16 protein-coding genes are annotated in these 23,524 nt (G+C 74.5%); 6 read left to right on the top strand and 10 right to left on the bottom strand.

The features are described from left to right. Positions 1 to 107: 107 nt before the first annotated feature. From HCK00_RS07195 to HCK00_RS07175, 5 genes are all read right to left on the bottom strand, one after another. Complete coding sequence (locus tag HCK00_RS07195; RefSeq protein WP_168100924.1) at positions 108 to 1,241, bottom strand: AbfB domain-containing protein; 1,134 nt, start codon at positions 1,239 to 1,241, stop codon at positions 108 to 110. Positions 1,242 to 1,540: 299 nt separating this feature from the next. After that, positions 1,541 to 2,947: a glycoside hydrolase family 43 protein gene (locus tag HCK00_RS07190; RefSeq protein ID WP_168101058.1), complete on the bottom strand. Its 1,407-nt coding sequence runs from the start codon at positions 2,945 to 2,947 to the stop codon at positions 1,541 to 1,543. A 278-nt stretch (positions 2,948 to 3,225) separates the two neighbouring features. Then, positions 3,226 to 4,911, bottom strand: a complete 1,686-nt coding sequence (locus HCK00_RS07185) for a glycoside hydrolase family 27 protein (RefSeq protein WP_168100923.1) — start codon at positions 4,909 to 4,911, stop codon at positions 3,226 to 3,228. A gap of 369 nt (positions 4,912 to 5,280) precedes the next feature. Then, positions 5,281 to 5,454 (bottom strand): DUF397 domain-containing protein, encoded by a 174-nt coding sequence (locus HCK00_RS07180; protein WP_240965323.1) that lies wholly within the window; start codon positions 5,452 to 5,454, stop codon positions 5,281 to 5,283. 29 nt (positions 5,455 to 5,483) lie between these two features. Then, positions 5,484 to 6,326, bottom strand: coding sequence for a helix-turn-helix domain-containing protein (locus HCK00_RS07175; protein ID WP_240965322.1), 843 nt, complete (start codon positions 6,324 to 6,326; stop codon positions 5,484 to 5,486). A gap of 972 nt (positions 6,327 to 7,298) precedes the next feature. On the opposite strand from HCK00_RS07175, the gene HCK00_RS07170 reads away from it, so the two are divergent. Beyond that, positions 7,299 to 7,955, top strand: coding sequence for a hypothetical protein (locus tag HCK00_RS07170; protein ID WP_168100921.1), 657 nt, complete (start codon positions 7,299 to 7,301; stop codon positions 7,953 to 7,955). On the opposite strand, the gene HCK00_RS07165 is transcribed toward HCK00_RS07170, so the two are convergent. Then, on the bottom strand, positions 7,942 to 10,068 hold the full coding sequence (locus HCK00_RS07165) for an amylo-alpha-1,6-glucosidase (protein WP_168100920.1): 2,127 nt from the start codon (positions 10,066 to 10,068) through the stop codon (positions 7,942 to 7,944). The genes HCK00_RS07170 and HCK00_RS07165 overlap by 14 nt on opposite strands. A gap of 241 nt (positions 10,069 to 10,309) precedes the next feature. Here HCK00_RS07165 and HCK00_RS07160 point away from each other — a divergent pair, with 241 nt between their 5' ends. From HCK00_RS07160 to HCK00_RS07145, 4 genes are all read left to right on the top strand, one after another. Further along, entirely contained in the window at positions 10,310 to 11,437 is a 1,128-nt protein-coding gene (locus tag HCK00_RS07160; protein WP_168100919.1) for a LacI family DNA-binding transcriptional regulator, read from the top strand. 89 nt (positions 11,438 to 11,526) lie between these two features. Then, positions 11,527 to 12,774, top strand: a complete 1,248-nt coding sequence (locus HCK00_RS07155; RefSeq protein ID WP_168100918.1) for a sugar ABC transporter substrate-binding protein — start codon at positions 11,527 to 11,529, stop codon at positions 12,772 to 12,774. A gap of 228 nt (positions 12,775 to 13,002) precedes the next feature. Further along, on the top strand, positions 13,003 to 13,989 hold the full coding sequence (locus HCK00_RS07150) for a carbohydrate ABC transporter permease (RefSeq protein ID WP_168100917.1): 987 nt from the start codon (positions 13,003 to 13,005) through the stop codon (positions 13,987 to 13,989). Then, positions 13,986 to 14,960, top strand: a complete 975-nt coding sequence (locus HCK00_RS07145; protein WP_168100916.1) for a carbohydrate ABC transporter permease — start codon at positions 13,986 to 13,988, stop codon at positions 14,958 to 14,960. The genes HCK00_RS07150 and HCK00_RS07145 overlap by 4 nt, the downstream gene beginning before the upstream one ends. A gap of 246 nt (positions 14,961 to 15,206) precedes the next feature. Here the strand turns inward: HCK00_RS07145 and HCK00_RS07140 are convergent, their stop codons facing one another. The 4 genes from HCK00_RS07140 to HCK00_RS27415 all read right to left on the bottom strand — a co-directional run bounded on the left by HCK00_RS07140 (position 15,207) and on the right by HCK00_RS27415 (position 21,720). Next, the gene (locus HCK00_RS07140; RefSeq protein ID WP_375781926.1) at positions 15,207 to 16,499 is read right to left on the bottom strand and encodes an aspartate aminotransferase type Ic; all 1,293 of its coding nucleotides are present in this window, start codon (positions 16,497 to 16,499) and stop codon (positions 15,207 to 15,209) included. Between the two features lie 426 nt (positions 16,500 to 16,925). Further along, positions 16,926 to 18,326 carry an N-acetylmuramoyl-L-alanine amidase gene (locus HCK00_RS07135; protein ID WP_168100914.1) on the bottom strand — a complete coding sequence of 467 codons (1,401 nt, stop codon included), beginning with the start codon at positions 18,324 to 18,326 and terminating at the stop codon, positions 16,926 to 16,928. Between the two features lie 399 nt (positions 18,327 to 18,725). Continuing rightward, on the bottom strand, positions 18,726 to 19,889 hold the full coding sequence (locus HCK00_RS07130; protein WP_311765186.1) for a DUF8814 domain-containing protein: 1,164 nt from the start codon (positions 19,887 to 19,889) through the stop codon (positions 18,726 to 18,728). 553 nt (positions 19,890 to 20,442) lie between these two features. After that, positions 20,443 to 21,720 carry an SH3 domain-containing protein gene (locus HCK00_RS27415; RefSeq protein WP_240965321.1) on the bottom strand — a complete coding sequence of 426 codons (1,278 nt, stop codon included), beginning with the start codon at positions 21,718 to 21,720 and terminating at the stop codon, positions 20,443 to 20,445. A gap of 754 nt (positions 21,721 to 22,474) precedes the next feature. Here HCK00_RS27415 and HCK00_RS07120 point away from each other — a divergent pair. Continuing rightward, complete coding sequence (locus HCK00_RS07120; protein ID WP_168100913.1) at positions 22,475 to 23,284, top strand: M23 family metallopeptidase; 810 nt, start codon at positions 22,475 to 22,477, stop codon at positions 23,282 to 23,284. Positions 23,285 to 23,524 lie beyond the last annotated feature (240 nt).

The raw sequence follows: 23,524 nt of genomic DNA, 5'->3' as shown, positions 1-23,524 counted from the left end.
CCCGGCCGGGCAGGCCGGGTGCCCGCAGCGCGGACGCGGCGGGCGCGGTCCGGGCCGCGGACACGGCCCGGACCTCCCGCTCCACCCTGCCGGGCCGCGGGGCCTCCTCAGCCGGGCAGCCCTGTGATCCGGAAGGAGGCGTCGTTCCGGAACTGCGCGGAGTGCTCGTACGGTTCGAGCCGGAGTTCGAAGTTGCTGTGGCGGATGTGGCGGTCGCGGAAGTTGTACGACTGGAGCGTCACCGAGCCGGCCCCGGCGCCGGGCCGGAGGCAGAAGGTGGCGTCCTGGCGGAAGAGCCCCGAGCCGTCGTCGGCCCCCACCCGCATCCGGAAGCTCTGGTGCCGCAGATAGCGGCCGTCGCGGGTGCGGAAGGAGCGGCATTCGCGGTCCGCCAGTCCCGGGACGACGGAGAAGGCGGCCTGGGCCGCGTCCCCGCCCCCGACGCGGTCCAGGAAGACCCCGCCGTTCCGGTGGCGCACGTACCGGTCGGGGAAGTTCACCGACCGCAGTGCCTGCTCCGCCGTGCCTCCCGGGCCTCCCGCCCCCTCCCGGCCGCCGCTGCCGCCCCCGCCGCGGCTTCCCTGTGCCTGCTCCACGCCACCGCCCCGTCCTTCCGGAGCGGGAGCGGGATCGGTGCGGGACGGCGACGGCGAGGCCGGGTCCGCGCTGGGCGAGGAACTGGACGGCGCGCGGCCGGAGTCCGAGGGGGACGGTGAGGGTTCGGCGGACGGCGAGCCGGCGGACTCCTCAGGCGTCGCGCCGGGCAGCGAGGGAACGGGCCGCGCGCTGCCGGGCGCGGCGACCTGACCGGGCAGCTCGTCCGCCGGTCCGGTGCCCGGGCCGCCGCCGCTGAAGGCCAGGGCGAGCACGGCGGCCGAGGCCACCACGGCGCCGCAGGCGGCGACGATCGGCGCGGGCAGCCGGCGGCGCCCGGCGGGCGGTGGGGGCAGCGGCGCGTCAGCCGGCGGCGGCGGGCCGTAACCGCCCGAGGGGAGCCGCTCCCCGCCGCCCCGCAGCGAGGGCATCGGACCGGGGGGCGCACCGAGCGGCAGCGGCGGCCGCTCCGCCCGCTGATACAGCGGGGGGCGCCGGACCGGGCCGCCGTGCGGCCCCGGCGGGTGACCGGGGGCACCGGCGGTGGGCCCGCCGCTCTCCGTCTCCGCGAGGTGACGGGGGGCCGGTGGGCCGTCCGGCCCGTCTCCCCCGGGGGAGGGGGTGCCGGAGGCAGTGTCGTCCGCCAACTCTGGGCCTTCCTGGGACGTTTCGGCCGCGGGCGCGGAGACGCGCCGGGCACAGACGGCCGGTGAGACAAGGGGGACGTCACGGTGCGTTCGAAGATCGCGCACACGGTGACGGCCGCCAACACTAGCCCAATCGGCCCCGGGGACAAGCCCCTTGACGCCACCTTGATCCATTCGGCCCGGACGGACCCGCGCCCTCGGGCCGGCGCGTGACGCCCCCGGCACCGGTGCGTACCGGTGCCGGGGGCGTCACCGCGGCCCCGCCGGGGAAGGCGTGCCCCCGGCGGCCCGCCCGGGGATCACCGGGCGAACTGCCACCAGTCCACGTTGAAGAGGTAGCCGGAGCCACCGGTGAACCTCAGATACAGGTCCTGGGTGCCCGTCGCGCCGCTGACCGGGCATGTCACCGTCGTCCAGTTCTGCCAGCCGCCGGTGCCGGGTACGGTGCAGCGGCCGGCGACCGTCCCGCCGGCGCTGCCCAGCCGCAGTTCGACGGTGCCGCCCTGGGCGCCGGAGGCCACCCGGGCGGAGAAGGACGAGGCGCCGCCGCCGAACGCGACGCCCTTGACCTTGATGGAGTCGCCGTTCTCGATCCAGCCGACGTTCATCCCGCCGCCGCTCGCCGGTTCGGTCTCGATCCCCGACCCCCAGGCGATCGTCTCGGCCTCCTGGCGGACGTACGGGTCGAGCGTGCCGACCTGGGGCGCGCCCGCGGAGGTCATGTTGATCGTGGGGATGGTGCCGTCGGCGTTGTAGGTGAACCGCTCCACGGCGACGGAGCGGGTGAAGCCACCGCCGCCCGGCAACGCGCCGTTGTGGTAGAAGAGGTATGAATTGCCCTTGAAGTCGATGACGCCGGGATGGTTGGTGAAGCTCGCCCCCTGGCGGGGCATGACCGTCCCCCGGTAGGTCCACGGCCCGGTCGGGCCGGGCGCCGTGGAGTAGGCGAGGAACTCCGAGCAGCATTCGGCGGCGAAGACGAGGTAGTACAGGCCGCCCCGCTTGTAGACCCAGGGCCCTTCCTCGTAGAGCGTGGGCCGGTCCGCGTTCCCGGTGCGGGTGCCGAATCCCTGGGTGGTGAGCGGGATCTTGGTGGCGCTGCCGGAGAACGAGATCATGTCGGCGTTGAGCTTGACGTACCAGAGGTTCGGGTTGCCCCAGTACAGATAGGCCTGTCCGTCGTCGTCGACGAAGGCGTGCGGGTCGATCTCGCCGTTCTCCACCAGCGGGCGGCCGAGGGCGTCCCGGAACGGCCCGGTGGGGCTGTCCGCGACGGCCACGCCGATGGCCATGCGCCCGGTCGCCCGGTTCTTCACCGGCACGTACCAGTAGAACTTGCCGTTGCGCTGGACGACATGCCCGGCCCAGGCGTCGGCGGAGGCCCAGCTGAAGGTGGCCAGGGAGAGCGGGGTGCCGTGGTCGGTCCAGTTGACCATGTCGGCGGAGGAGAAGACCCGCCAGTCCTTCATGGTGAAGTAGGTCGAACCGTCCTCGTCATGACCGGTGTAGAGGTAGACGCGGCCGTCGTGGACCAGTGGCGCGGGATCGGCGGTGTAGACGTGCTGGACGATCGGATTGTCCGCGCGCGCCTGCGAGGGCTGCACGGCCGCCGGGACGAGGGCGAAGGCCAGCATGAGGCCCAGGACCCAGGCGAGCGTCCGCCTGAGCCCCGCGCCGGCCGGGAAGGGTGACACCGGGATCTTCATCATTCTCCAGGGATCGAGGGGGAGGGCCGGCGGCCCGGGACCGCGCGGCGCGCCGCGGGGAGGCGGGCGTGCGGTACGCGGTCCCGGGCCGCCGGAGGGTGCGTGCTCACGGAGGAGGCGCGGTCCGGGGAAACGGTCCCGGCCGTGGTGGACGGCCGGGACCACGCCGGGGCTCACCGGCGGTGCCCGGTGGGCCGGACGGCATGCGGCCCCGCACGGGGCGGTCCGCCCGGCCGGGCTCGCTCAAGCCCGGGCCCGCCGGCCTCCGGCGGACACTCTCAGGTGCGGTTCCACCGCTGGTTGGCCTGACCGTTGCAGCTCCACAGCACCAGTCGCGATCCGTTGGCGGTGCCGGACCCCTCGACGTCCAGGCAGAGCCCGGAGTGCACGTTGCGGATCGAGCCGTCGGAGCCCACGGTCCACTTCTGGTTGGCCTGGCCGTTGCAGGACCAGGTGATGACGCGGGTGCCGTTGGCCGTGCCCTGGTTGTAGGCGTCCAGGCACTTGTCGCCGAAGACGCGGATCTCGCCGCCCTCCCAGGTGGTCCAGAGCTGGTTGGCGGCCGTGTGGCAGTCCCAGATCAGCGCCGTCGCGCCGGCGGCGGTGGAGGCGTTGTCCACGTCCAGGCAGCGGCCGGAGGCGCCGCCGCGCAGGCGGGACGTGGTGGCCTCCAGCTGCCGCCCGCCGGTCACACGGAACACCGCGGTGCCGTGCGCGGGTACGCTCGCGGAGATCTGGCCGGCGGAGGTGGAGGTTCCGCCGGTCCACAGGTCGGTGAGGGTGAAGGAGCCGCCGGAGAGCCCGACCTCGGCCGCGGTGGTGGAGATGGTGGCCGTGGCGCTCCCCCGGTTGAGCAGTCCCACGGCGACGGAACCGTCGGACAGCCGCTTGGCGAAGACCTCCGTGGCACCGTCGTCGCGGACCCGGCGCCCGCCGTCACCGCGGGGGTCCTGGTTCACGGCGATCAGCCGCTGGTTGCGCAGGATGGCGCTCACGTCGGCGGACATGGTGCGGATGTCGTTGCCCGCCATGAGCGGGGCGGCCATCAGCGCCCACAGGGCGAAGTGCGAGCGGGACTCCGTCAGCGTCAGGCCGGGGCGGCCGACGACGAGCATGTCGGGGTCGTTCCAGTGGCCGGGACCCGCCTGGGCGGCCAGCGGCGCGGTGACGTCCAGGACGTTGCCCACACCCATCGGGTAACTGTTGGTGTTGCCGTTCTGCCAGATGTCGAGCAGGTCCTCGGTGGTCCGCCACAGGTCGGCGACCTCACCGAAGTTGTACTTGTCACCGGTGGGGGCGTGGAAGCTGTTGGAGTTGATGCTGTAGACGATCGGGCGCCCGGTGGCGCGCAGCGCGTCCCGCATGATCGTGAAGCGTGCCACCTGCTCGTCGCGGGTGCCGGCCGAGGAACACCAGTCGTACTTGAGGTAGTCCACGCCCCACGAGGCAAAGGAGCGCGCGTCCTGGACCTCGTGCCCCTTGCTGCCGGTGGAGCCGGGGTAGGTGCCGACGCCCTGGGCGCAGGTGCGCTCGTTCGGCGCCTGGTAGATGCCGAACTTCAGGCCTTTGGAGTGGATGTAGTCCCCGAGCGCCTTCATCCCGCTCGGGAACTTGGTGGGGTTGGCGCGCAGGTTGCCCTGGGCATCGCGCTGCGGGTCGAACCAGCAGTCGTCGACCACCACGTACTCGTAGCCGGCGTCCCGCATTCCCGAGGAGACCATGGCGTCGGCGGCCTGCCGGACCTGCGCCTCGGTGATACCGCATCCGAAGCTGTTCCAGCTGTTCCAGCCCAGCGGTGGCGTGAGCGCGGGGCTGCCGGGCGCGGCCGGCGCGGTGGCGGCGGTGGGGGCGGCCGTCCCGTCGTCCCGGGCGGTGGCGTGGGCGGAGGCCGCGGGGAGCGCGGTGACCGCCAGCGCGGCGGCGGCGAGAAGGTGGAGCACACGTCTGGGGGGTCGTAAGGGCACCGTGGTTCCTTTCCGGGGAGCGCCGCCGGACGATCGCCGGGGCACCCTGTGAGGGGGTCGGGCGGAACTGCGGAACTGGGCTCGGTACGGCGGGACGGGCACGGGGCGGCCGGCCGGCGCGGCCCCGCGTCTCCGGGGTGGACCGGAGAGACGCCACACACGGCCGGTGACATCCACACGAAGATGGTCGTTCGCAATTTCGAACGCCAGCCGACTTATCGAACAGTCATGGATGATAGAGAGCCACCGAAGCGTGTCAATACTCCCGGCTCACGAACGACCGGCGCGAAGCGCCGCCACGACGGCCCCAGCCGGACGCCCCCGGCACCGGACCCTCCCGGCGCCGGGGGCGCGCTGACGACCTCCGATTCAGCGGCGCGCGGCGAACTCCACGAAGGCGGCCCATCCGGTGGCAGGTACGCGGACCACCGGCCCCCCAGTCCTCACGGAGTCCCGGACGTAGGTGACGCCGGAAGCGGCCGCCACCTCGACACACTGGCCACCGCCACTGCCGCTGTAGCTACTTTTCCGCCATATCAGCATGTCAGTCGGTTTGTTATCCGGTTCAGATGTCATGCCTCTCCCAACAATTTCTCGATGAGTGCCAGCGATTGATCTGGAGCCAGAGCCTGAGCTCGGAGGATTCCATACCTCGCCTCCAGCTCATGAACGGTTTTCCTGTCTGTGAGGAGCCGACTGGAGTTCTGGACCTCCACATAGGCGATCCTCTGCTGATCCGTGGTCTCCATCAACGTGAACGGCCCGTCCAGCCCGGCGTGATCCTCCCGGTCGGTCGGCATGATCTGGATCTCGACATTCCGAAGCCGACCGATGCGCAGCAGCTTCTCCAGTTGCCCACGCAGAACGTCCGGCCCCCCGATAGGGCGGTACAACAGGACCTCTTCCAGGACGAAGCTGAGCAATGGCGCCGGCTTCCGCGAGAAGATCTCCTGACGTTCCATGCGAGCGCCGACACGCTGGTCGATGAGTTCCTCGTCCACAGGGGGCCGGTACATGGTGAGGACCGCCCGGGCGTAGTCTTCCGTCTGCAAGAGCCCGTTGATCACCTGGCAGTCATAGGCGTTGAGTTCCACCGCCTCACCCTCGATCCGGGCAGCATCCCGGAAGTAGGCCGGATACCGCGCCCGCGCCACCTCCCCCTTCATCGCCTTCAGCAAACCGCCGCCGTCCAACGCCTCGTCGGCCCGGTCGATGAACTCGGGGCGGGCGATACGCCGGCCCTGCTCGATGGAGGAGACCAGATCCTCGCCGTATCGCACCCGCTTCCCCAACTCGGCCTGGGTGAGCCCGGCCCGGGCCCGCAGCACCTGGATCTGGGTGCCGAAGCTCCGGAGGAAGGAGCCGGTGCCGTCACCGTCCGGCATCTCGGGTCGTCCTGTCGCGGCCATGTCCATCCGTGCCTCCCGTGCGCGTCGATCCGCTGAGCGACCGTGTGCGGCCGTCAGGGCCCGATCGCGCGCGTCACGCTAGGGACCACGCGCCCCGCGTGCGGCGGGAACGACCGGTGCCTCACCCGACCGGATGACCTGGCCTTCCGCAGCCCCAACTCTGGCCCCCGTACGGTTCCCGACAGCGGCCGGGCGGAGGGGTACAGGGCCGCATGTCGCCCCGTCGCTGCTGGTGGGGAGAGCCCGGGGGCGGCCAGCCTTCTCGTCATGAAGCACGAAACATCGGACTGTCGACGGACACCCGCCACAGCGGCCGATTCCGGTCCCCCCTCCGGTCCTGTCTTCTCCCGCTCGGGGGCCGGGCCGGCCGGGGACCTGGCGGAACGCGAGAGCGGGGAGAAGGTCTTCGCCGCGCGGTTCACCTCGACACCGCGCGGCGCGCGACTGGCCCGGCTGCTGGTGTCGCAGTCGCTTGACGAGTGGGGCCACCCGTACGGCTCGGAGGTGAACGACCGCATGACGCTGATCACCGCCGAACTGGCGTCGAACGCGGCCCGCCACGGCCGTGTCCCCGGCCGGGACTTCGCGGTGCGGCTGACACGGGCCGGCGGAGTCCTGCGCGTCGAGGTGAGCGACACCCGCGCCGAGCGCCCGGTACCGACGGTGTCCCGGCGATCCCCTCCACGGAGCAGGAGACGGGCCGTGGCCTCGTCCTCGTCTCCCGGCTCGCTTCGCGATGGGCCGTGGAACCACGGGACGGAGGGCCGGGGAAGACGGTGTGGGCGGAGGTGCTGGTCGCTGAGACGGCGTGAGCGTCGGCGGTCCGGCCGTTCCGCAGAAGGCCCGGCCTCAGGGGTGAACGGTGGCACCGGCCGGGCAGCACTCCTGCGGTCCCGGAGGGGACACGCGCCGCCAGGCCGGACCCGGCCGGGGCAAAAGGGTCGCCGTCGCCCGTGTCCGGCCGCTACCGTCACGCGGATGAGCGGTGACTGGCCCGTCCTGTGGCTCTGCGGCCCCTCCGGGGTGGGGAAGACCTCCGTCGGCTGGGAGATCTTCACCCGGGTGCACCGGGCGGGGATCACCGCCGGCTGTGTCGACGCCGACCAGCTCGGCTTCTGCTATCCGGCGCCCGCCGACGATCCCGAGACCCACCGCGTCAAGGCGGCCGCCTTCGGTGCCGTGGCGGGTGTCCACCGGGCCGCGGGCGCGCGGTGCCTGGTCCTCTCCGGCGGGGTGCAGCGCGCCGCGGAGGTACAGGCGTATGCCAGTGCGCTGGCCCGGGGGGTGCCGGGGTCGGTGCTCACCGTGTGCCGGCTCCGGGCCGAACCGGAGGAGCTGCGGGCGCGGTTCCTGGGCCGGGGCTGGCGGCCCGAACTGCTGGAGGAGAACCTCGCGGGGGCGGCGGCGCTGGAGCGCAGCGGCTTCGCCGACCTCGTCCTCGACACGACCGGGCTGACCGTCTCCGAGGTGGCCCGGCGGGTGGAGGCCGAGGCCGGCGCGTGGCCGTGGGGCGGGGCCGGCGGGCCGGACGGCCCGGAGCCCGTCCAGCGCGATGGTGGTCCCGTACCGCTTGACCAGGTTCCGCGCCCGGCCCCGCCCCACGACGGCGCCGCGCCCGGCCTCAGCCGGTCATGACGCGGATCCCCTCCGGCGCCGTCACCCCCACCGCGCCGTCCGGGCCCACCGTGACCCCGAGGGCGGCGCCGGCCACCTCCAGGTTCGCCACCGTCAACGGCCCGTAGGCGTACGCGAAGCCGGGGGCGACGGTCACGGTCCCGGCGGGGACGTCGGCCTCCAGGCCCAGCGCCGACCGCAGCACGTGCACGGAGGAGGCCGCGGCCCACGCCTGCGGCCGGCAGGACGCCGGGTAGGGGGACGGACGGGCGCCGGACGCGCCGCCGTGCCCGGCGAACAGCTCCGGGAGGCGGGCGTCGAACGCGGCCGACGCGGTGAGCAGGCCGTCCGCGAGGGAGGCGGCCGACTCCGGGAACCCGGCCCGGGCCAGGCCGTGCACGGCGATCGCCGTGTCGTGGGGCCAGATCGAACCGGTGTGGTAGCCGAAGGGGTTGAACCCCGTCATCCCGGCGCTCAGGGTGCGCAGCCCGTGGCCGCTGTCGAGGCCGGGTGAGGTGAGCCGGGCGGCCAGCAGCGCGCTCTCCTCGGCGTTGAGCAGCCCGGTACCGAGCAGGTGGCCGAAGCCGGAGGTCACGGCGTCGGCGGGGCGGCCGTCGCGGTCCAGGGCGACGGCCGGGTAGGGACCCTGCTCGTCCTCCACCCAGAACCGCTGCCGGAACCGCCCGGCCAGCGCCTCGGCCCACTCCTCCCAGGCGTCGGCACCCGGCCGGCCGAAGGCGCGCAGCAGCGCCGCGCCGCCGCGCGCGGCCTCGTAGGCGTACGCCTGGACCTCGCAGAGGGCGATCGGGGGCTCGGCGAGACGGCCGTCGCGGTGGCGGATGGAGTCGCCGGAGTCCTTCCAGCCCTGGTTGGCCAGGCCGGTGCCGGTGCCGTCGACGTAGCGCAGGAAGCCGTCGTCGCCGACGCCCGCGTGGTCGCGCATCCAGGCGAGGGCGGATTCGGCGTGCGGCAGCAGCCGTTCGACCTGCTCGGGGGCGAGGCCCCAGCGCCAGGCGTCGTGGAGCAGGGTGATCCACAGCGGGGTGGCGTCGACCGTGCCGTAGTAGACCGGCGGCAGGGTGAAGCCGGCGTCGAACTCCTGGGCGCCGCGCCGCACCTCGTGGAGGATCTTGCCGGGCTGTTCCTCGGTGGCGGGGTCGGTGACGGCGCCCTGGCGGCGGGCGAGCACCCGCAAGGTCCCGGCGGCCAGTTCGGTGCCGAGCGGCAGCAGCATCCGGGCGGCCCAGAGCGCGTCGCGCCCGAACAGGGTGAGGAACCAGGGGGCGCCGGCGGCGAGGAACTGGTCGGGGCGGTCCCCCGCGCCGCCGCCGGGGCGCGGGTCGGTCAGGCGCAGCCGGTCGAGGTCGGCGAGCGACTGGTCCAGCCAGTGGTCGAAGCGGCGGTCGGCGGTGCGCAGGGCGGGGGTCCGCCAGGGCAGCCGTCCGGCGGGGGCGGGCGGGAACTGGTCGCCGTCGTCGTGGCGGGCGGTGCAGACCAGGTCGGTGCGGAAGGACTCGCCGGGGCCCAGGGCGAGGTCGTAACCGAGCCGGCCGGCCGTCTCCTCCACGGTGTCGGGGGCGGGGACGGCGCGGAGGCGGGCGGTGAACCGCTCCGCCGACCAGTCCAGCCCGTCCGCGGTGGCACGGGCGGGCGCGGGGGTGCCACCGCCCCCGGACTTCACCCGCTCCATGGGCGCGAAGTCGGTGGCGGCGTCGATCCGCAGCCGGAGGCGGACGTGGCGGATGCCCGCGTTGCGCACCTCGACGGTCTCCGTCAGGCGTCCCGCGGTGACCTCCCGGCGCCGTTCCAGGGTGACCGCCGGGTCCGGGGTGACCTCGCCCAGCCCGCGCAGCACGGACCGGAACTCCGCCCGGTCCGCGCCGGTCGTCCCGCCCGAGACGGGCGCGAGGGGCACGCCCTCGACGCTCACCTCCAGCCGGGACAGCGCACGGGTGTCGCCGTGGTAGAAGCCGCTCGCGCCCCCGTCGAGACGGCCGTCACCACGCGAGATCACGAAGCTCGGGGCGCACAGCGTCACGACGGCGTCGTGCAGGAACGGCTGTAGTTCCTGGGCCCCGGTGGCGGGGGCCGTGACCGGACCGTCGTTGTCCTGGGTCTTGACAGTGGTGTCCAAAAGAGCAGAACCTCTCAGCGTTGGATCGTTCCAAGGACATTAAGCAGCACGTCAGGGCTCTGGCAATGCCCTTGGAACGCTCAAATATGAACTTCCCGTCCAGCGGCGGCAGTTCGGTCCGTGGCGCACCGGAGCGGCCGGCGGCTCGGCGGACGGCAGGCCCCACCCGGCACACGACACGGCACACGCACGGCACACGCAGGCACGACCACGACGGCACCACGGAGATCCCGGAGACCCCATGCCCCGCTCCCCCGGCAGCACCCCGCCCCAGGACGGCCCGGTGACCCTCGCCAAGGTCGCCCGCCGGGCCGGCGTCTCCCCGCAGACGGTCTCCAACGCGCTGAACACGCCGGACCTGCTGCGCCCCGAGACGCTGGAGCGGGTCCTGCGCACCGTCGACGAGATGGGCTACCGCCCCAGCCGCGCCGCGCAGACCCTGCGCACCCGCTCCAGCCGGCTCCTCGGCTACGGCGTCCAGCCGGCCCCGCCGGGCGCCACGGCCCCGGTGATGGACCAGTTCCTGCACGCGCTCTCCGGGGCGGCCGACGCGGCCGGCTACCGCGTGGTGCTCTTCGCCGAGGAGCGCCGCGAGGACGGCGGCGACGGCGGGGCCCGTCTCGACCGGTACCGCGAACTCCTCGACCAGCACGACGTGGACGGCTTCGTGCTCAGCGGCACCGACCGCAGCGACCCGCGCCAGGCGTGGCTCGCCAAGCGGGGCGTGCCGTTCGTGGCGTTCGGCCGGATGTGGTCCGGGCGGCAGATCGGCGACTGGGTCGACGTGGACGGCGCCTCCGGCACGGACGCGGCGGTGGAGCACCTGGCCGCCCTCGGCCACCGCCGGATCGGGTTCCTCGGCTGGCCGCGCGGCTCCGGCGTCGGCGACGACCGCGCCGCGGGCTGGCTGCGGGCGATGCGGCGGCACGGGCTGCCCACCCGCGGCCGGCGCGCGCAGTCCGTCGACGACACCGCCGCCGCCCGCGCCGCCGTCGCGCCCCTGCTGGCCGCCGGGGTCACCGCCGTGGTGGCGGCCAGCGACCTGCTGGCGCTGGGCTGCTGCCACGCCCTGCGCGAGCGCGGCGCCGAACCGGGGCGGGACGTGGCGGTGGTGGGGTTCGACGACTCGCCGGCCGCGACCCTGCTCTCCCCGGGCCTGACGACGCTCGCGCAGCCGCTGGAGGCGGTGGGCCACGAGTGCGTCCGGCTGCTGCTGGCGCGGATCGCCGCGCCGTCCGCGCCGCCCGAGCGGGTGCTGCTGGAGCCGTCCCTGGTCGTCCGGGACAGCACCCCGCCGGTCCCGCCCGCCCCGCCCGTCCCGGACCTGGCGCCCCGGACGCGCCTGCCGGCGCCCCGCCGGGGCGACTGAGCCCCCACCTCGCCCACCCCCCGCACCGGGCGCGCCGGTCACCGGCCCCGGAAGAGCCGCACATCCGCAAGACCCCCGAAGGAGTCACCATGGCCACCCGCACAGCCGCCGCAGGCGCCCTCATGACCTGCGCGGCGCTGCTGGCCGCCACCGGCTGCTCGTCGAGTTTCGGCGACAGCGCCGGTGGCGAGCAGGACACGGGCGACAAGCAGCGCCTCACCGTTCTCATCGCCACCTCCGGCGACGCGGAGACCAGCAGCGTCAAGAAGGCCGTGGCCGCGTACGAGAAGAAGTCCGGCCACACGGTCACCGTGGAGATAGCCAAGGACATCAACCAGCAGCTCGCCCAGTCCTTCGCCGGCGGCAACCCGCCGGACGTCTTCTACGTCGACTCCAGCCAGTTCGCCAACTACGCCGGCGCCGGCTCGCTGTACCCGTACGGCGACAAGATCAAGGACGCGGACGCCTTCTCCGAGCAGCTCCGCACCTCCTTCACCCACGACGGTGAACTGGTGTGCCTGCCCAAGGACGCCTCCACCCTCGCCCTCGCCGTCAACACCCGGCTGTGGAAGAAGGCCGGGCTGACCGAGAAGGACTACCCGACCACCTGGAAGGAGCTGGAGACGGTCGCCGGAAAGCTCACCGGCGACGGCGTCACCGGGCTGGTGACCAGCGACGAGTACCAGCGGCTCGGGGTCTTCATGAAGCAGGCGGGGGGCTGGATCACCGACGAGGGCCAGACCCGGATGACCGCCGACACCCCGGAGAACGCCGAGGGCCTCGGCTTCGTCCGCTCCCTGCTGCGCTCGGGCTCCATGAAGTACGCCAAGCAGACCGACACCAGCTGGGGCGGCGAGGCGTTCGGCAAGGAGAAGGCGGCCATGACCATCGAGGGCAACTGGCTCGCCGGCGCCATGAAGCACGACTACCCCGACGTCGGCTACGAGGTCGTCCCGCTCCCGGAGGGCCCCGCCGGCAAGGGCAGTCTCGCCTTCAGCAACTGCTGGGGCGTGGCCGCCAAGAGCAGCCATCAGGCGGCCGCCGTGGACCTCGTGGAGCACCTCACCTCGGCGGAGCAGCAGCTGACGTTCGCCGACGCGTTCGGCGTCATGCCCTCGCGCACCGCGGCCCTGGAGGACTACGCCGAGGCGGCCCCCGAGGCCAGGGCCTGGGCCGAGGCCACCGCGTACGCGCAGGGCCCGGTGACCGTCGCCGGCTTCGAGAAGGTCGCCACCCAGTTCAACACCGACCTTCAGTCGCTGCGGACCACCGACCCGGAGAAGATCCTCGCCGCCCTCCAGCGCAACGGCGAGCAGGCCCTGAAGAAGGGCAACTGACCCGCCATGGCCTCCCGTACGCCCCGCACGGCGCGCCGCCCGGGCCCCGCGCCCGGCGGCGCTCCGCTCCCCGCCCCCCACCGGGGCGGGGAGCCCCCCGCGGCCGGACCGCCGGGCGCCCCTGACCCGCCCGGCGGCTCCGGCACCGGCCCGGCGCCCCGCGTCCCGCGCCCCAGGGGCGCGGGGCGCCGGCGGGAAGGCGCCTGGGGGTGGCTGTTCAGCGCCCCCATGGTGATCCTCCTCGGGCTGTTCCTGGTGCTTCCGATCCTGATGGCGCTGTGGGTGAGCCTGCTCGACTGGAACGGCGCCTCCAATCCGTTCACCGGGCAGGCCCGCTTCGTCGGCCTGGACAACTACCGCTCCCTGTTCACCGAGGACGGCCTGGACCGCACCCTGTTCGCAACCTCGCTGCGGAACAACTTCTACTACGTGGTGCTGACCGTGCCGCTCCAGACGGGGCTCGCGCTGGGGCTGGCCCTGCTGGTCAACCAGCGGCTGCTGCGGGCCCGGGGCGCGCTGCGCACCGTCTTCTTCTTCCCGTCGGTCACCAGCTCGATCGCGGTCGCCACGATCTTCCTCTTCCTCTTCCAGGGCAGCGGCGCGGTCAACGCGCTGCTGTCGTGGATCGGGGTGAAGGGGCCGAACTGGTTCGCCGATCCGCGCGGGGTGTTCTCCCTGCTCCTCGGCGCCCTGGGCGTCGTCGACCCCGAGCAGCCCTCGGGACCGCTCGCCGAGCACACGGTGATGGGACTGTCCTGGTTCGAATGGCTGTCCGGGCCGTCCGTCGCGATGTGCACGATCATCATGCTCGCCGTGTGGACCACCTCCGGCACCTTCATGCTGATCTTCCTCGCGGCGCTCCAGGACATTCCCCGGGAGCTGGAGGAGTCCGCGGCGATCGAGGGGGTCAACCGCCGCCAGATGCTGCGGTACGTGATCCTGCCCGCGCTGCGCCCCGTGCTCTTCCTGGTGCTCACCCTGGGGCTGATCGCCACCTGGCAGGTCTTCGACCAGATCTACGTCATGGGCCAGGGCGCGCCCGGCAACACGACGCTGACCCCGGCCTTCCTGTCGTACATGTCCGCCTTCGACGACGCCGACTTCGGGCAGGGCGCCGCCATCGCCTTCGTCCTGCTGGTGATCATCCTGGTGATGACGGCGGTGCAGCGCTGGGTGCTGCGGGAACGCGGCGACCGCCCGGGGAGGAAACGATGACCACGGAGTCCCTCAGGACGGCGGAGACCGCCGAAGCTGCCGGGACGGCCGGGACGGCCACGGCGGGGCGGGAGACCCGGCCGGGACGCGAGCGCGGATCACCGGGGAGGCCGGTGCTGCCCCGCTTCCCGCTGCCGCTGCGCGCCGCGGGCTACACGGCGATCGCCGCGCTGGGCCTGCTGTACCTGCTGCCGTTCGTCCTCCAGCTCGTCACCGGGTTCAAGACCGACCCGGACGCGGCGGCCAACCCGCTGGGCATGCTGCCGGTCACCCCGACCACCGCGGCCTACCAGCGGCTGTTCGGGCTGAGCGAGGCCGCGGACGGGGTGCCGTTCCTGCGGTGGATGGGCAACTCCGCCTTCGTGGCCGTGGTGGTGACGGCCGGCCGGGTGCTCTTCGCCTCGATGGCCGGCTACGCCCTGGCGCGGCTGCGCTTCCCGGGCCGCGGGCTGCTGTTCGGCTTCCTCATCGCGGTGATGGCGGTGCCGCCGGTGGCGCTGCTCATCCCCAAGTTCCTGGTGCTGAACACCTTCGGCCTCTTCGACAGCTACGCGGGGATGATCCTGCCGCTGCTGGTGGACGCGGCGAGCGTCTTCATCATGCGGCAGTTCTTCGTGTCGCTGCCACGGGAGGTGGAGGAGGCCGCGAAGGTCGACGGGGCGGGGGTGCTGCGCACCTACTGGTCGGTGGTGCTGCCCATGGCGCGGCCCGCGCTGATCACCGTGACGATCCTGTCGTTCCAGGGGTCGTGGAACGAGTTCACGCACTTCCTGGTGGCCACCCAGTCCGCGCAGTACGAGACGCTCACCACGGGGCTCGCCCGCTTCGTCTCCGGCGGGCTGGGCGGCGGCACGCAGTACCCGCTGAAGCTGGCGGCGGCGCTGCTGGCCACGGTGCCGGTGGCGGTGCTGTTCTTCTGCTTCCAGCGGTACTTCGTCCAGGGGGCCAACTCCGGGGCGGTGAAGGAGTGACCCGCGGGCGCCGTCCCCGCGGCGGCTGAGGGGCGGCCGGACGGGCCCCGGCGGGGCCTCCCCCGCCGGGGCCCGTCCGCCGGATGGTGGCGCGGCGCGCCGGTCCCGGAAACGCCACCGGGCCGGTGACCCCCGGAGAACGGGGGGCACCGGCCCGGTCGCTGTCCGGGCCCGGGGCCGGGCCGCCCACCGGTCCGGCCCGCCCGCGGCGGGGCGCCCGGCGGCGCGGCTCCGGCGCCCGGCGGCTCAGCCGGCCGCAGCGGCGGCCCGCTGTTCGGCGGCGGCCAGCCGCACGCAGACGGCGACGGCACGCATCGCCTCGCGCACCTCGTCCACCGAGGGGTAGCTGGGCGCCAGCCGGATCTCGCGGTCGCGCGGGTCCTTGCCGTAGGGGAAGGCCGCCCCGGCCGGGGTGAGCGCGATCCCGGCCTCCTTGGCGAGGCGCACCACCTCGCTCGCACAGCCGTCGGGGACGGACAGGGAGACGAAGTAGCCGCCGGCGGGCCGGGTCCACTCGGCGATGCCGAGCCCGCCCAGCTCCTCCTCCAGCACCTCCTGGACAGCGGCGAAGCGGGGCGCCAGCACCGCCCGGTGGCGCTCCATGTGCGCCAGCACGCCGTCGGTGCCGCCGAAGAAGCGGACGTGCCGGAGCTGGTTGACCTTGTCCGGGCCGATGGTCTGCTTGAGCAGGCGCTCCTTCAGCCAGGCCACGTTGGCCGCCGAGGCGCCCACGAAGGCCACGCCCGAACCGGCGGCGGTGATCTTGGAGGTGGAGCCGAAGACCAGGGCGCGGTCGGGGTTGCCGGCCTCCTCGCAGGCGTCCAGCACGGGCAGCAGCTCGGCCGGCTCGCCGGTGAGGTGGTGCACCGCGTAGGCGTTGTCCCAGAAGAGACGGAAGTCCGGGGCGGCGGTGGGCATCGCGGCCAGCCGGCGCACCGTCTCGTCGCTGTAGACCTCACCGGTGGGGTTGGCGTACTTGGGCACGCACCACATGCCCTTGACCGTGGGGTCGGAGGCGACCAGTTCCTCCACGGCGTCCATGTCGGGGCCCTGGCCGGTGAGCGGCACGGAGATCATCTCGATGCCGTACCGCTCGCAGATCCCGAAGTGCCGGTCGTAGCCGGGGGACGGGCAGACGAAACGGACCCGCTCCTCGTCGGCCCAGCGGCGCCCGCCGCCAGGGGGCGCCGAGAGGAGCGCCTGGACGACGGCGTCGTGCATGAGCGTGAGGCTGGCGTTGCCGAGGGCCAGCAGCCGGTTGGCGGGCACCTGGAGCAGCGGGGCGAAGATCTCACGCAGCTCCGCCAGGCCCAGCAGGCCGCCGTAGTTGCGGGTGTCGGTGCCGTCGGCGGCGCGGAGGTCACCGGCGGCGGGCAGGGAGTGCAGGTCGTTGCTCAGGTCGAGCTGTTCGGGGGAGGGCTTGCCCCGCGTCAGGTCGAGGCTCAGGCCCTGGGCACGCAGCTCGGCGTACTCCTTGCGGGCGGCCTCCAGCCCGGCTCCGTCGTCGGGAGCGGCTTCCGGAACGGACGCAGGGGACACGGCTTCCTCCATGACATGGCGCGGATCGGCTATGAGCGGCGCATGAGCAGGTCAGCGGCCAGGTTACCAAGGGGCTCCCGGGCCCCGGCCGGCCAGCCGGATGGACGGACGCCACCGGGACGGGCCCGCCGCGCGCCACCGCCCCGGCCGTCCCGCACGATCCCTGCCCGGGAAACGGACCGGCACCCTCCGCGGGGGGCATGACCGCCGTCACAGGCAGCCGCCGCACCGGGAACGCCGCCGGGGCGCCCGGGAGCTCAGCCGTCCGCCGCTCCCCCGCCCGACCGGCCTCCGCCCCTGCCCTGCGCCTCCCCCGCGCGGCGCACCGCGCCCGCCCCGCCACACCGGCGGGCGGCGGGACGGGGTGGGCGGGGTGGACGGGGACTGCGGCCGGGGATGCGGCCGGGGACTGCGGCCGGGCGGTGGTCAGCAGGTGGGGACGCCCGGGAGCCAGGAGTCCGCCACGTCGACGAAGATGTTGGAGAGGTAGCCGCCGTAGTCGGGGAGGTACGCCCAGGCGTCGTTGGTGTACCCCTGGTACGTCACCTTCTCGCCGCGCACCTGGCAGCGGACCCGCACCGTGGTCGGCCCGGCGAGGGTCGCCACCCGGGCGGCACCCGTCGAGGGGGACTTGCGGATGTTCACGTCCGTGCCCCAGGTGGGGAAGGACGTGGTGGCGCCGCCGCTGTCGCCGCGCACCAGCTGCATGTAGTAGGTCCAGTTCCAGTTGGGCCCGGGATCGGTGTGGTCGTTCCCCGGGACCTCGTGGTGGCCGACGATGTGCGCCCGGTCCTTCGGGATGCCGTAGGTGTCGGCCAGGTGGCGGGTGAGCGCGGCCGAGGAGCGGTACATCGCGTCGGTGAACCAGGACGGGTCGTTGACCCAGCCCTCGTGCTCGATGCCGACGGAGTAGGCGTTGCCGGAGCGCGCGTGCCAGGCGGTGTCCCGGTCCCGGACCATCTGCGTCACCTGGCCGTCGGAGGAGCGCACCACGTAGTGGGCGCTGACCTGCGAAGCCGGGTTCTGGAACCAGCTGATCGTGCCGGCGTAGCTGCCTTGGGTGACATGGACGACGACCGCGCTGATCGACTGCGAGCGGCCGGTGGCGTAGTTGGCGGTCGAGGCCGGGACCCACTGGGCGGGCCCGTAGTCCGGGCTCTGCGCGCCGGCCGGCCCGGTCTCCCCCGTGACGCCGGCGCCGGCGTACTCGCCTCGCTCGGGGGTGGCCTTCCGGGGAGCGGCGTGCACGAGTTCCCCGCCCCCGGCGTGCGCGCTGATGCCGTCCGCCAGCAGCTCGTAGACGGTGTCGGCGTAGAGCCGGGCGGCGGCGTCGCTGCCGGAGCCGCCGTAGCGGGCGGTCACCGGGTACCAGGCGCCGAGGCGGTCGCGGTCGGCGGCGTCCAGGCCCAGGTCGTCCGCGAGGGCGCGGAGGACGGCGGCCCCGCCTCTGATGTTGACGGCCGTGTCCCGCCGGAGGTCGGCGACCTCCTCCCCGGTGATCCGCGCGGCGCGCTCCAGGGTGCGGTTGGAGGGGTTGCTGACCAGGTGCATCACGCCGTAGCCGTTCGCGTGGCTCGGCTCGCCGCGGTGACCGTCGAGGTGCGTCTCGCCGTAGCCGACGGCGACGAGCAGGTCGCGCGGGACGTCGTACTCCGCGGCGGCGCTCGCGAAGGCGGCGCCGACGGGACCGGAGCCGGTGGCGGCGCCCGACGGATCCGGCGCGGCGGAGGCGGGCTGCCCGGCGAGGAGCAGCGAGGCGGCGACGGCGGTGCCGATCAGCGCGGTCAGCCGGCGCGTACGGGGTAGGGCGGGGCGGGGTGAGTTCATCGGTCTCTCTCCGGTCTCCTGCGCGATGGATGAGGGGGATGCGCCTGGGGTGAGCTGCGCGGTCCGGCGCCGGCCGGGCCGGGTGGTCCCGGACGCGTGGTCCGGGGGCCGGGGTTCGAGATGCCCGGGGCTGCCGGATGGGTGCGGGGCGGCCCGGTCCGCCGGTGCTGGGGGTTGTGGGGGATGCGGTGGTCGGCGTCGTGAAGGTGGACGTTGCGGAGGGGAAGTCGCGGGGAATGTCACCGCCGGACGGTGGCTGGGAGGGGGCGGGGAGAACCGGACTCGCCCCGGGCTCCGGTGCCTCCGGAGCCGGTGGCGGGGGCGGGGGCCGGGCGTCCGGCCGTGCCCGGTGGTGACGGGCCCTCCGCTCCGGCGGAGTCCCGTCACCGGTGCACGAGTTCAGCAGGTCGGCACGCCAGGCAGCCAGCCCTCGGCGACATCGATGAAGATGTTGGAGAGGTAGCCGCCGTAGTCGGGCAGATACGACCAGGCGTCGTTGGACCAGCTCTGGTAATGGACCATCTGTCCCCGCACCTGGCAGCTCACCCGCACCGTCGTCGGCCCCGGCAGGGTGGCCACCCGCGCCGAGGTGGTGGTGGCGGAGGCCCGGATGTTGACGTCGGTGCCCCAGGTCGGGAAGGACTTCGTGGAGCCGCCTCCTTCCGTCCACAGATAGGTGACGGTCACCCAGCCGTTGTCGTTGAGGCCGACGTTGGAGAAGGTGCCGTCGGCGAGGTCGATGCCGGCGGGGTTGGCGACCCGGCGGCCGAACTCGTCCTTGCCGCCGTTGTAGCCGTTCTGGTAGGCGGCCTGGGCTTCGGGCAGCCCGCGCGCCAGGTCCCGGTACATCTCGCGGGTCGAGGACGGGTTCCAGTAGTCGTCGCGGGTGTTCCACGGCCCGACGTCCCACACCGGCGCCGTCTCACAGCGCGCCGGGCCGCACACCCGCACCGAGTACTGCGAGCTGCCCTTCGGGGAGAGCCCGCGCCGGGAGGGGAGCGCCACGAAGTGGTCGTCGGCCTTGATGACGTGGCCGTTGGCGGTGGTGTGCCCGACCAGCCCCTCACGCGTGGCGTAGACGCGGGCGCTGAACGCCGCCTGCGCGCCCATGGGCCGCGCCTCCGGCTCGGCGAGGTCCGCGGTGAGCCGCACCCCGCTGACCGCCGGGCCCGCGCCCCCCGCGGTGGCGAGCAGGGTGAGCCGCGCCTGCACCTCGGTGACGGCCCGGGGCAGCAGGGCCGGCGCGCCGGTGGCCTCCCGCCACTCCGTCCACGCGCCCCGGCCGTCCCGGCCGCGGACGTCCACCTCGGCGTGGGCGCCGCGCGGAAGCCGGGCCGTCACCTCGGCGGCGACCCGGTTGACCGCCCGGTCCAGCTCACGGGACGGGAGGACAGCCGAGCCGTGGCCGCCCTCTGTCTCCAGGGAGGCGGGGGCGGTGCCGGGATCGCCGAGCCGGAGCGTGGCCCCGGTGCGGCGGATGTTCACCTCGGAGCCCGCGCCGGTGTCACGTGACGCACCGTTGCCCGCGCCGTCCGCGCCGTCCGCGCCGCCGGTGAGATCCACGCGCCAGCTCGTCCTCCCGGCCGGGGCGGGGCCCTCCGGTGCCCCGACGGCGTCCCCCCGCGCCGTGATCGCCGTGGCGGCGGGGGACCCGCCGGCCGGGCTCGCGGGGGAGGCGGTGGCCGCGCCGGATCCCAGAGCCGCCCCGGCAACCGCCAGCAGGGTCACGGCCAGGACCGGGACGCGACGGCGGGCGGGGACCCGCCGCCACGGTCTCGGCCGCTCTCCCGGCGCCCGCCGTGCCGCGGGCGCCGTCCGGGCTCCGGACGGGGCGGGCGCGCCCGGCGAGGCGTGCGCGCGAGGCGGTCGCGCCGGTCTCCGGCCGTCGGGTCCTGTTCCGTTGTCGCTTCTGCCGTTCCCGCGCATGCGGCTTCCTTCCTGAAATCCTGAGTGCCCGAGTGCCTGAGTCCCGTCAGTTCCTGGGTTCCTGGGTTCCTGGGTTCCTGGGTTCCTGGGTTCCTGAGGGAGAGGCGAAGAGGTACGAGGGTGGTCAAGGGGGGTGCCCGCCGGGGCGGCGGCGTCCGCCGCGCGCCGCCGGCACGGTGGGCACCGGAGGTCAGGAGCAGTCGGGGACGTCCGGGAGCCCGTTCCCGGCACCGAGGTGAACGGTGGTCACATAGCCCCGGTACTGCGGGAGGTAGGCCCACCGGTCGCCGGCGTGCGGGGGATCGGAGATCCACTGCCCGCGCCGCAGGCACGAGACCAGCACCTCCACGCCGGCCGGCAGCGTGGTGACCACCGCGGAGGACGTGGTCGCGGCGGCGCGCACCCGCACCCCCTCACCCCGGGTGGGGACCCAGGTGCCGGAGGGCCGCCGGACGCCGGGCACCTCCAGGGAGCCGGCGATCCGGGTGAGCCGGGAGTAGGCGGTGCCGTACGGGGTGCCGTCCGGGTGCAGGGTGAGGACGGCGACGATGGCGCGGTCGCCCCGGCCGACCGTGCCGGTGGTGTGCAGGGCCTCGCGGACGAGGTCGACGGGGTCCCCGCCGTCCGCCGGGGCGGCCCCGGCGCCGCCCGAACCGGCCGCGTCGCCCGCCCCGCCCGGCTGGTCCGCCCCGGCCGCGTGGTTCACGGCGTTCCCGTCGCGCACGTGATCCGCGCCGCGCGGCCCGCCGGCGTCGCCGTCCGGAGTCCGCTCCCCGCCGCGCGCCGGGGCGGCCACCGCCGGCGCGGGCGTACCCGCGTCGGCGGTGCAGCCGCCCGAAGTGAAGCCGGACCAGCCCTGTTTGGCTGCCCAGGGCCCGTCGAAGGCGGAGGGGATGCCGAAGTACTGGTCGAAGCCGTCGTTGGCGCAGCGGGTGGCCCGGCGCAGGTTGCCCATGATGAACTCCCGCACGGGCACCGGCGCTTCGTCGAGGATGTACCGGTAGATCCGTACGGTGTCGGCGGCGGTGAGCGCCGTGTAGCCCCAGAAGCCGGGGTGAGTGGCGGGCGGCGGTGCCGTCCCGGTGAGCCCGAGGCGGGAGGCCATCCGGCCGATGATCGCGCTGCCGCCCCGCTCGGCCCAGTAGTGGCTCGCCTGGTCGTCGTCGCTGCTGCGGAGCATCGCCTCCAGCCGGGCGCGCTCCTCCCCGGGGATGTCGTAGGCCGGGGCGAGGTCCCGGAGCACGTCCAGGGCGAGCAGGAGTTTCACGATCGAGGCGGAGCGGAAGCGGTGGTCGGCGTTGACGCGTGCGGTGAAGGTGCCGGTGCGGCGGTCGAAAACGGCGATGCCGGCGGTCACCTCCGCCGGGACGTCCACCCCGGACGCGGGGGCGGCGTCACGCGCCCTTCCGTGCGCCGGAGCGGCGAAGAAGGCGCCGAGCAGGGCCAGCGCGACCGTGCCGGTGACCATCGCGAACAGCCACCGGTGACGCGAGGCGGGGGCGGAGCCGCCGGACGGGCCGGGGCCGGGCGGCGGGGGCGGAGGGTCCGCGGGGCCGGTGGCGGGCCGGTGCGCGGGCCCGGCCGTGGCCGGCGGGTGACCGGCTCCGGCCGCCGCGCCGGAACGCCCGGGCGGCTCATGCCCGCCCTCCGGCCGCCGGGGCGCACCGGTCCGGTGGGCGGTGTCCCGGAGGGCTCCGCCGGAGACATCGCCGCGCGCCGCACCCGGCACACCATCGGGCGCCTGGCCTTTAGCCTCGTCCGGCGCCTGATCCGATGCCTGGCCCGACGCCTGGCCCGATGGCCGGCTCGTCGCCTCGTCCGAAGCCTCGCCTGAGGTCTCACCGTGCATCTGTCTGCCGCTCCTCGGTGCCGTACGGACGGGGGCCGGGGTGGGCCACCGCGATCGTGGTGACCGGCCGACACGCTGGCCGAGGAGCGCGCCACGGGCAAGCTTTTCGATCTGAGGCGAAGAGGCCGCGAAGTGATTGTCAGCGGAACGACGGGCGGCCTACGTTTCGGCTCGTCCCGCGGTGACCGCGGCGCCCCGGCGGGCCGCTGAACGCCTCCGCGTTCCCCGGCCGTTCCGCCGGGACACACCACCGGCGTACCGCCGGGCCGCCGCGGACACCTCCCGCCCTCCCGGCCGTTCGTCCTCTCCGCCTGTTCCGACCGTTCGCCGCTTCACCCGCTCGCCAGTTCCGCCTCCCGATCGAGGAGCCCTTGTGCACAGACGCCTGCCGACCGTATTCGCCGCCGCCCTGATCGCCCTCCTCGGGCTGCTCTCCCTGCCCGCCCGGGCGGAGACCACCGGAGCCACCGGAGCCGCGGCCGCCGCCGCGCCCGTCTTCAAGGCCCCGTACCCCTGTGGTCAGCGCTGGACCTACAGCCACCACTCCGCCGAGGTGCGCCGCGCCCTCGACTTCATCCGGTCCGACGGCGGTTCCACGGCCGGCACCCCCGTCCTCGCGTCCGCCGCCGGCACCGCCACCCGGCACAGCCAGCCCAGCGGCGCCGGCAACTACATCGTCATCGACCACGGCGGGGGCTGGAAGACGTACTACTTCCACCTCGCCGCCTACTCGGTCGCCAACGGGGCCTCCGTGAGCCAGGGCCAGCAGATCGGCACCACCGGCAGCACCGGCAACTCCACCGGCGCGCACATCCACTACGAGCAGCTCTACAACGGCGCCGGCCAGGACATCGTCATCAACGGCTCCCGGCTCTCCTACCCCGGCAGCTACAACCAGGCCTATCTGACCAGTGACAACGGCTGCGGCGGCACCGGCACCCCGTTCACCACCTGGGGGACCGACGTCCGCGTGCGGGCCGACGCCCGGCTCAGTGCCGCCGTGGTGACCGTGCTCCCGGGGCCGACGAACGTCCGCGTCCTCTGCCAGAAGCAGGGCGACACCGTGAACGCCGAGGGCTACACCAACGCCTGGTGGAGCAAGCTGCGCGACCAGGGCGGCTTCGTGAGCAACATCTACATCGACCACCCGGCGTACAAACTCCCCGGCGTTCCGGAGTGCTGAGGCCACAGCCGCGGAGGAGCGGATGAGGGACGCCTGAACACACCTGGCGGTGCGGGCGCGGGACTCGCCTTCCGCGCCCGCACCACCGTCCGGCGCCCCGGTCCCGGCGGGCGGCACACCCCCCGCCGGGACCGGGCAGCCACGCGGCGGCCGGGCCCGGCCCGCCCCCGGCACCGAATCGTCCCACCCTCGCGGGGGCGCCGTTCCGTCCACTTCACCGGTCCGCCGGCCCCGGTTTCC

Source organism: Streptomyces zingiberis (assembly GCF_012034935.1).
GTDB lineage: Bacteria > Actinomycetota > Actinomycetes > Streptomycetales > Streptomycetaceae > Streptomyces > Streptomyces zingiberis.
The sequence above is the reverse complement of the archived record's forward strand: the minus strand, read 5'-3'. Positions and strand labels throughout refer to the sequence as shown.

Bases quoted from the DNA above. Each gene is read 5' to 3' on its own strand.
- HCK00_RS07190 (WP_168101058.1), bottom strand. From the start codon at position 2,947: ATGAAGATCCCGGTGTCACCCTTCCCGGCCGGCGCGGGGCTCAGGCGG.
- HCK00_RS07180 (WP_240965323.1), bottom strand. From the start codon at position 5,454: ATGCTGATATGGCGGAAAAGTAGCTACAGCGGCAGTGGCGGTGGCCAG.
- HCK00_RS07175 (WP_240965322.1), bottom strand. From the start codon at position 6,326: ATGGACATGGCCGCGACAGGACGACCCGAGATGCCGGACGGTGACGGC.
- HCK00_RS07170 (WP_168100921.1), top strand. From the start codon at position 7,299: ATGAGCGGTGACTGGCCCGTCCTGTGGCTCTGCGGCCCCTCCGGGGTG.
- HCK00_RS07160 (WP_168100919.1), top strand. From the start codon at position 10,310: ATGCCCCGCTCCCCCGGCAGCACCCCGCCCCAGGACGGCCCGGTGACC.
- HCK00_RS07155 (WP_168100918.1), top strand. From the start codon at position 11,527: ATGGCCACCCGCACAGCCGCCGCAGGCGCCCTCATGACCTGCGCGGCG.
- HCK00_RS07150 (WP_168100917.1), top strand. From the start codon at position 13,003: ATGGTGATCCTCCTCGGGCTGTTCCTGGTGCTTCCGATCCTGATGGCG.
- HCK00_RS07145 (WP_168100916.1), top strand. From the start codon at position 13,986: ATGACCACGGAGTCCCTCAGGACGGCGGAGACCGCCGAAGCTGCCGGG.
- HCK00_RS07135 (WP_168100914.1), bottom strand. From the start codon at position 18,326: ATGAACTCACCCCGCCCCGCCCTACCCCGTACGCGCCGGCTGACCGCG.
- HCK00_RS27415 (WP_240965321.1), bottom strand. From the start codon at position 21,720: ATGGTCACCGGCACGGTCGCGCTGGCCCTGCTCGGCGCCTTCTTCGCC.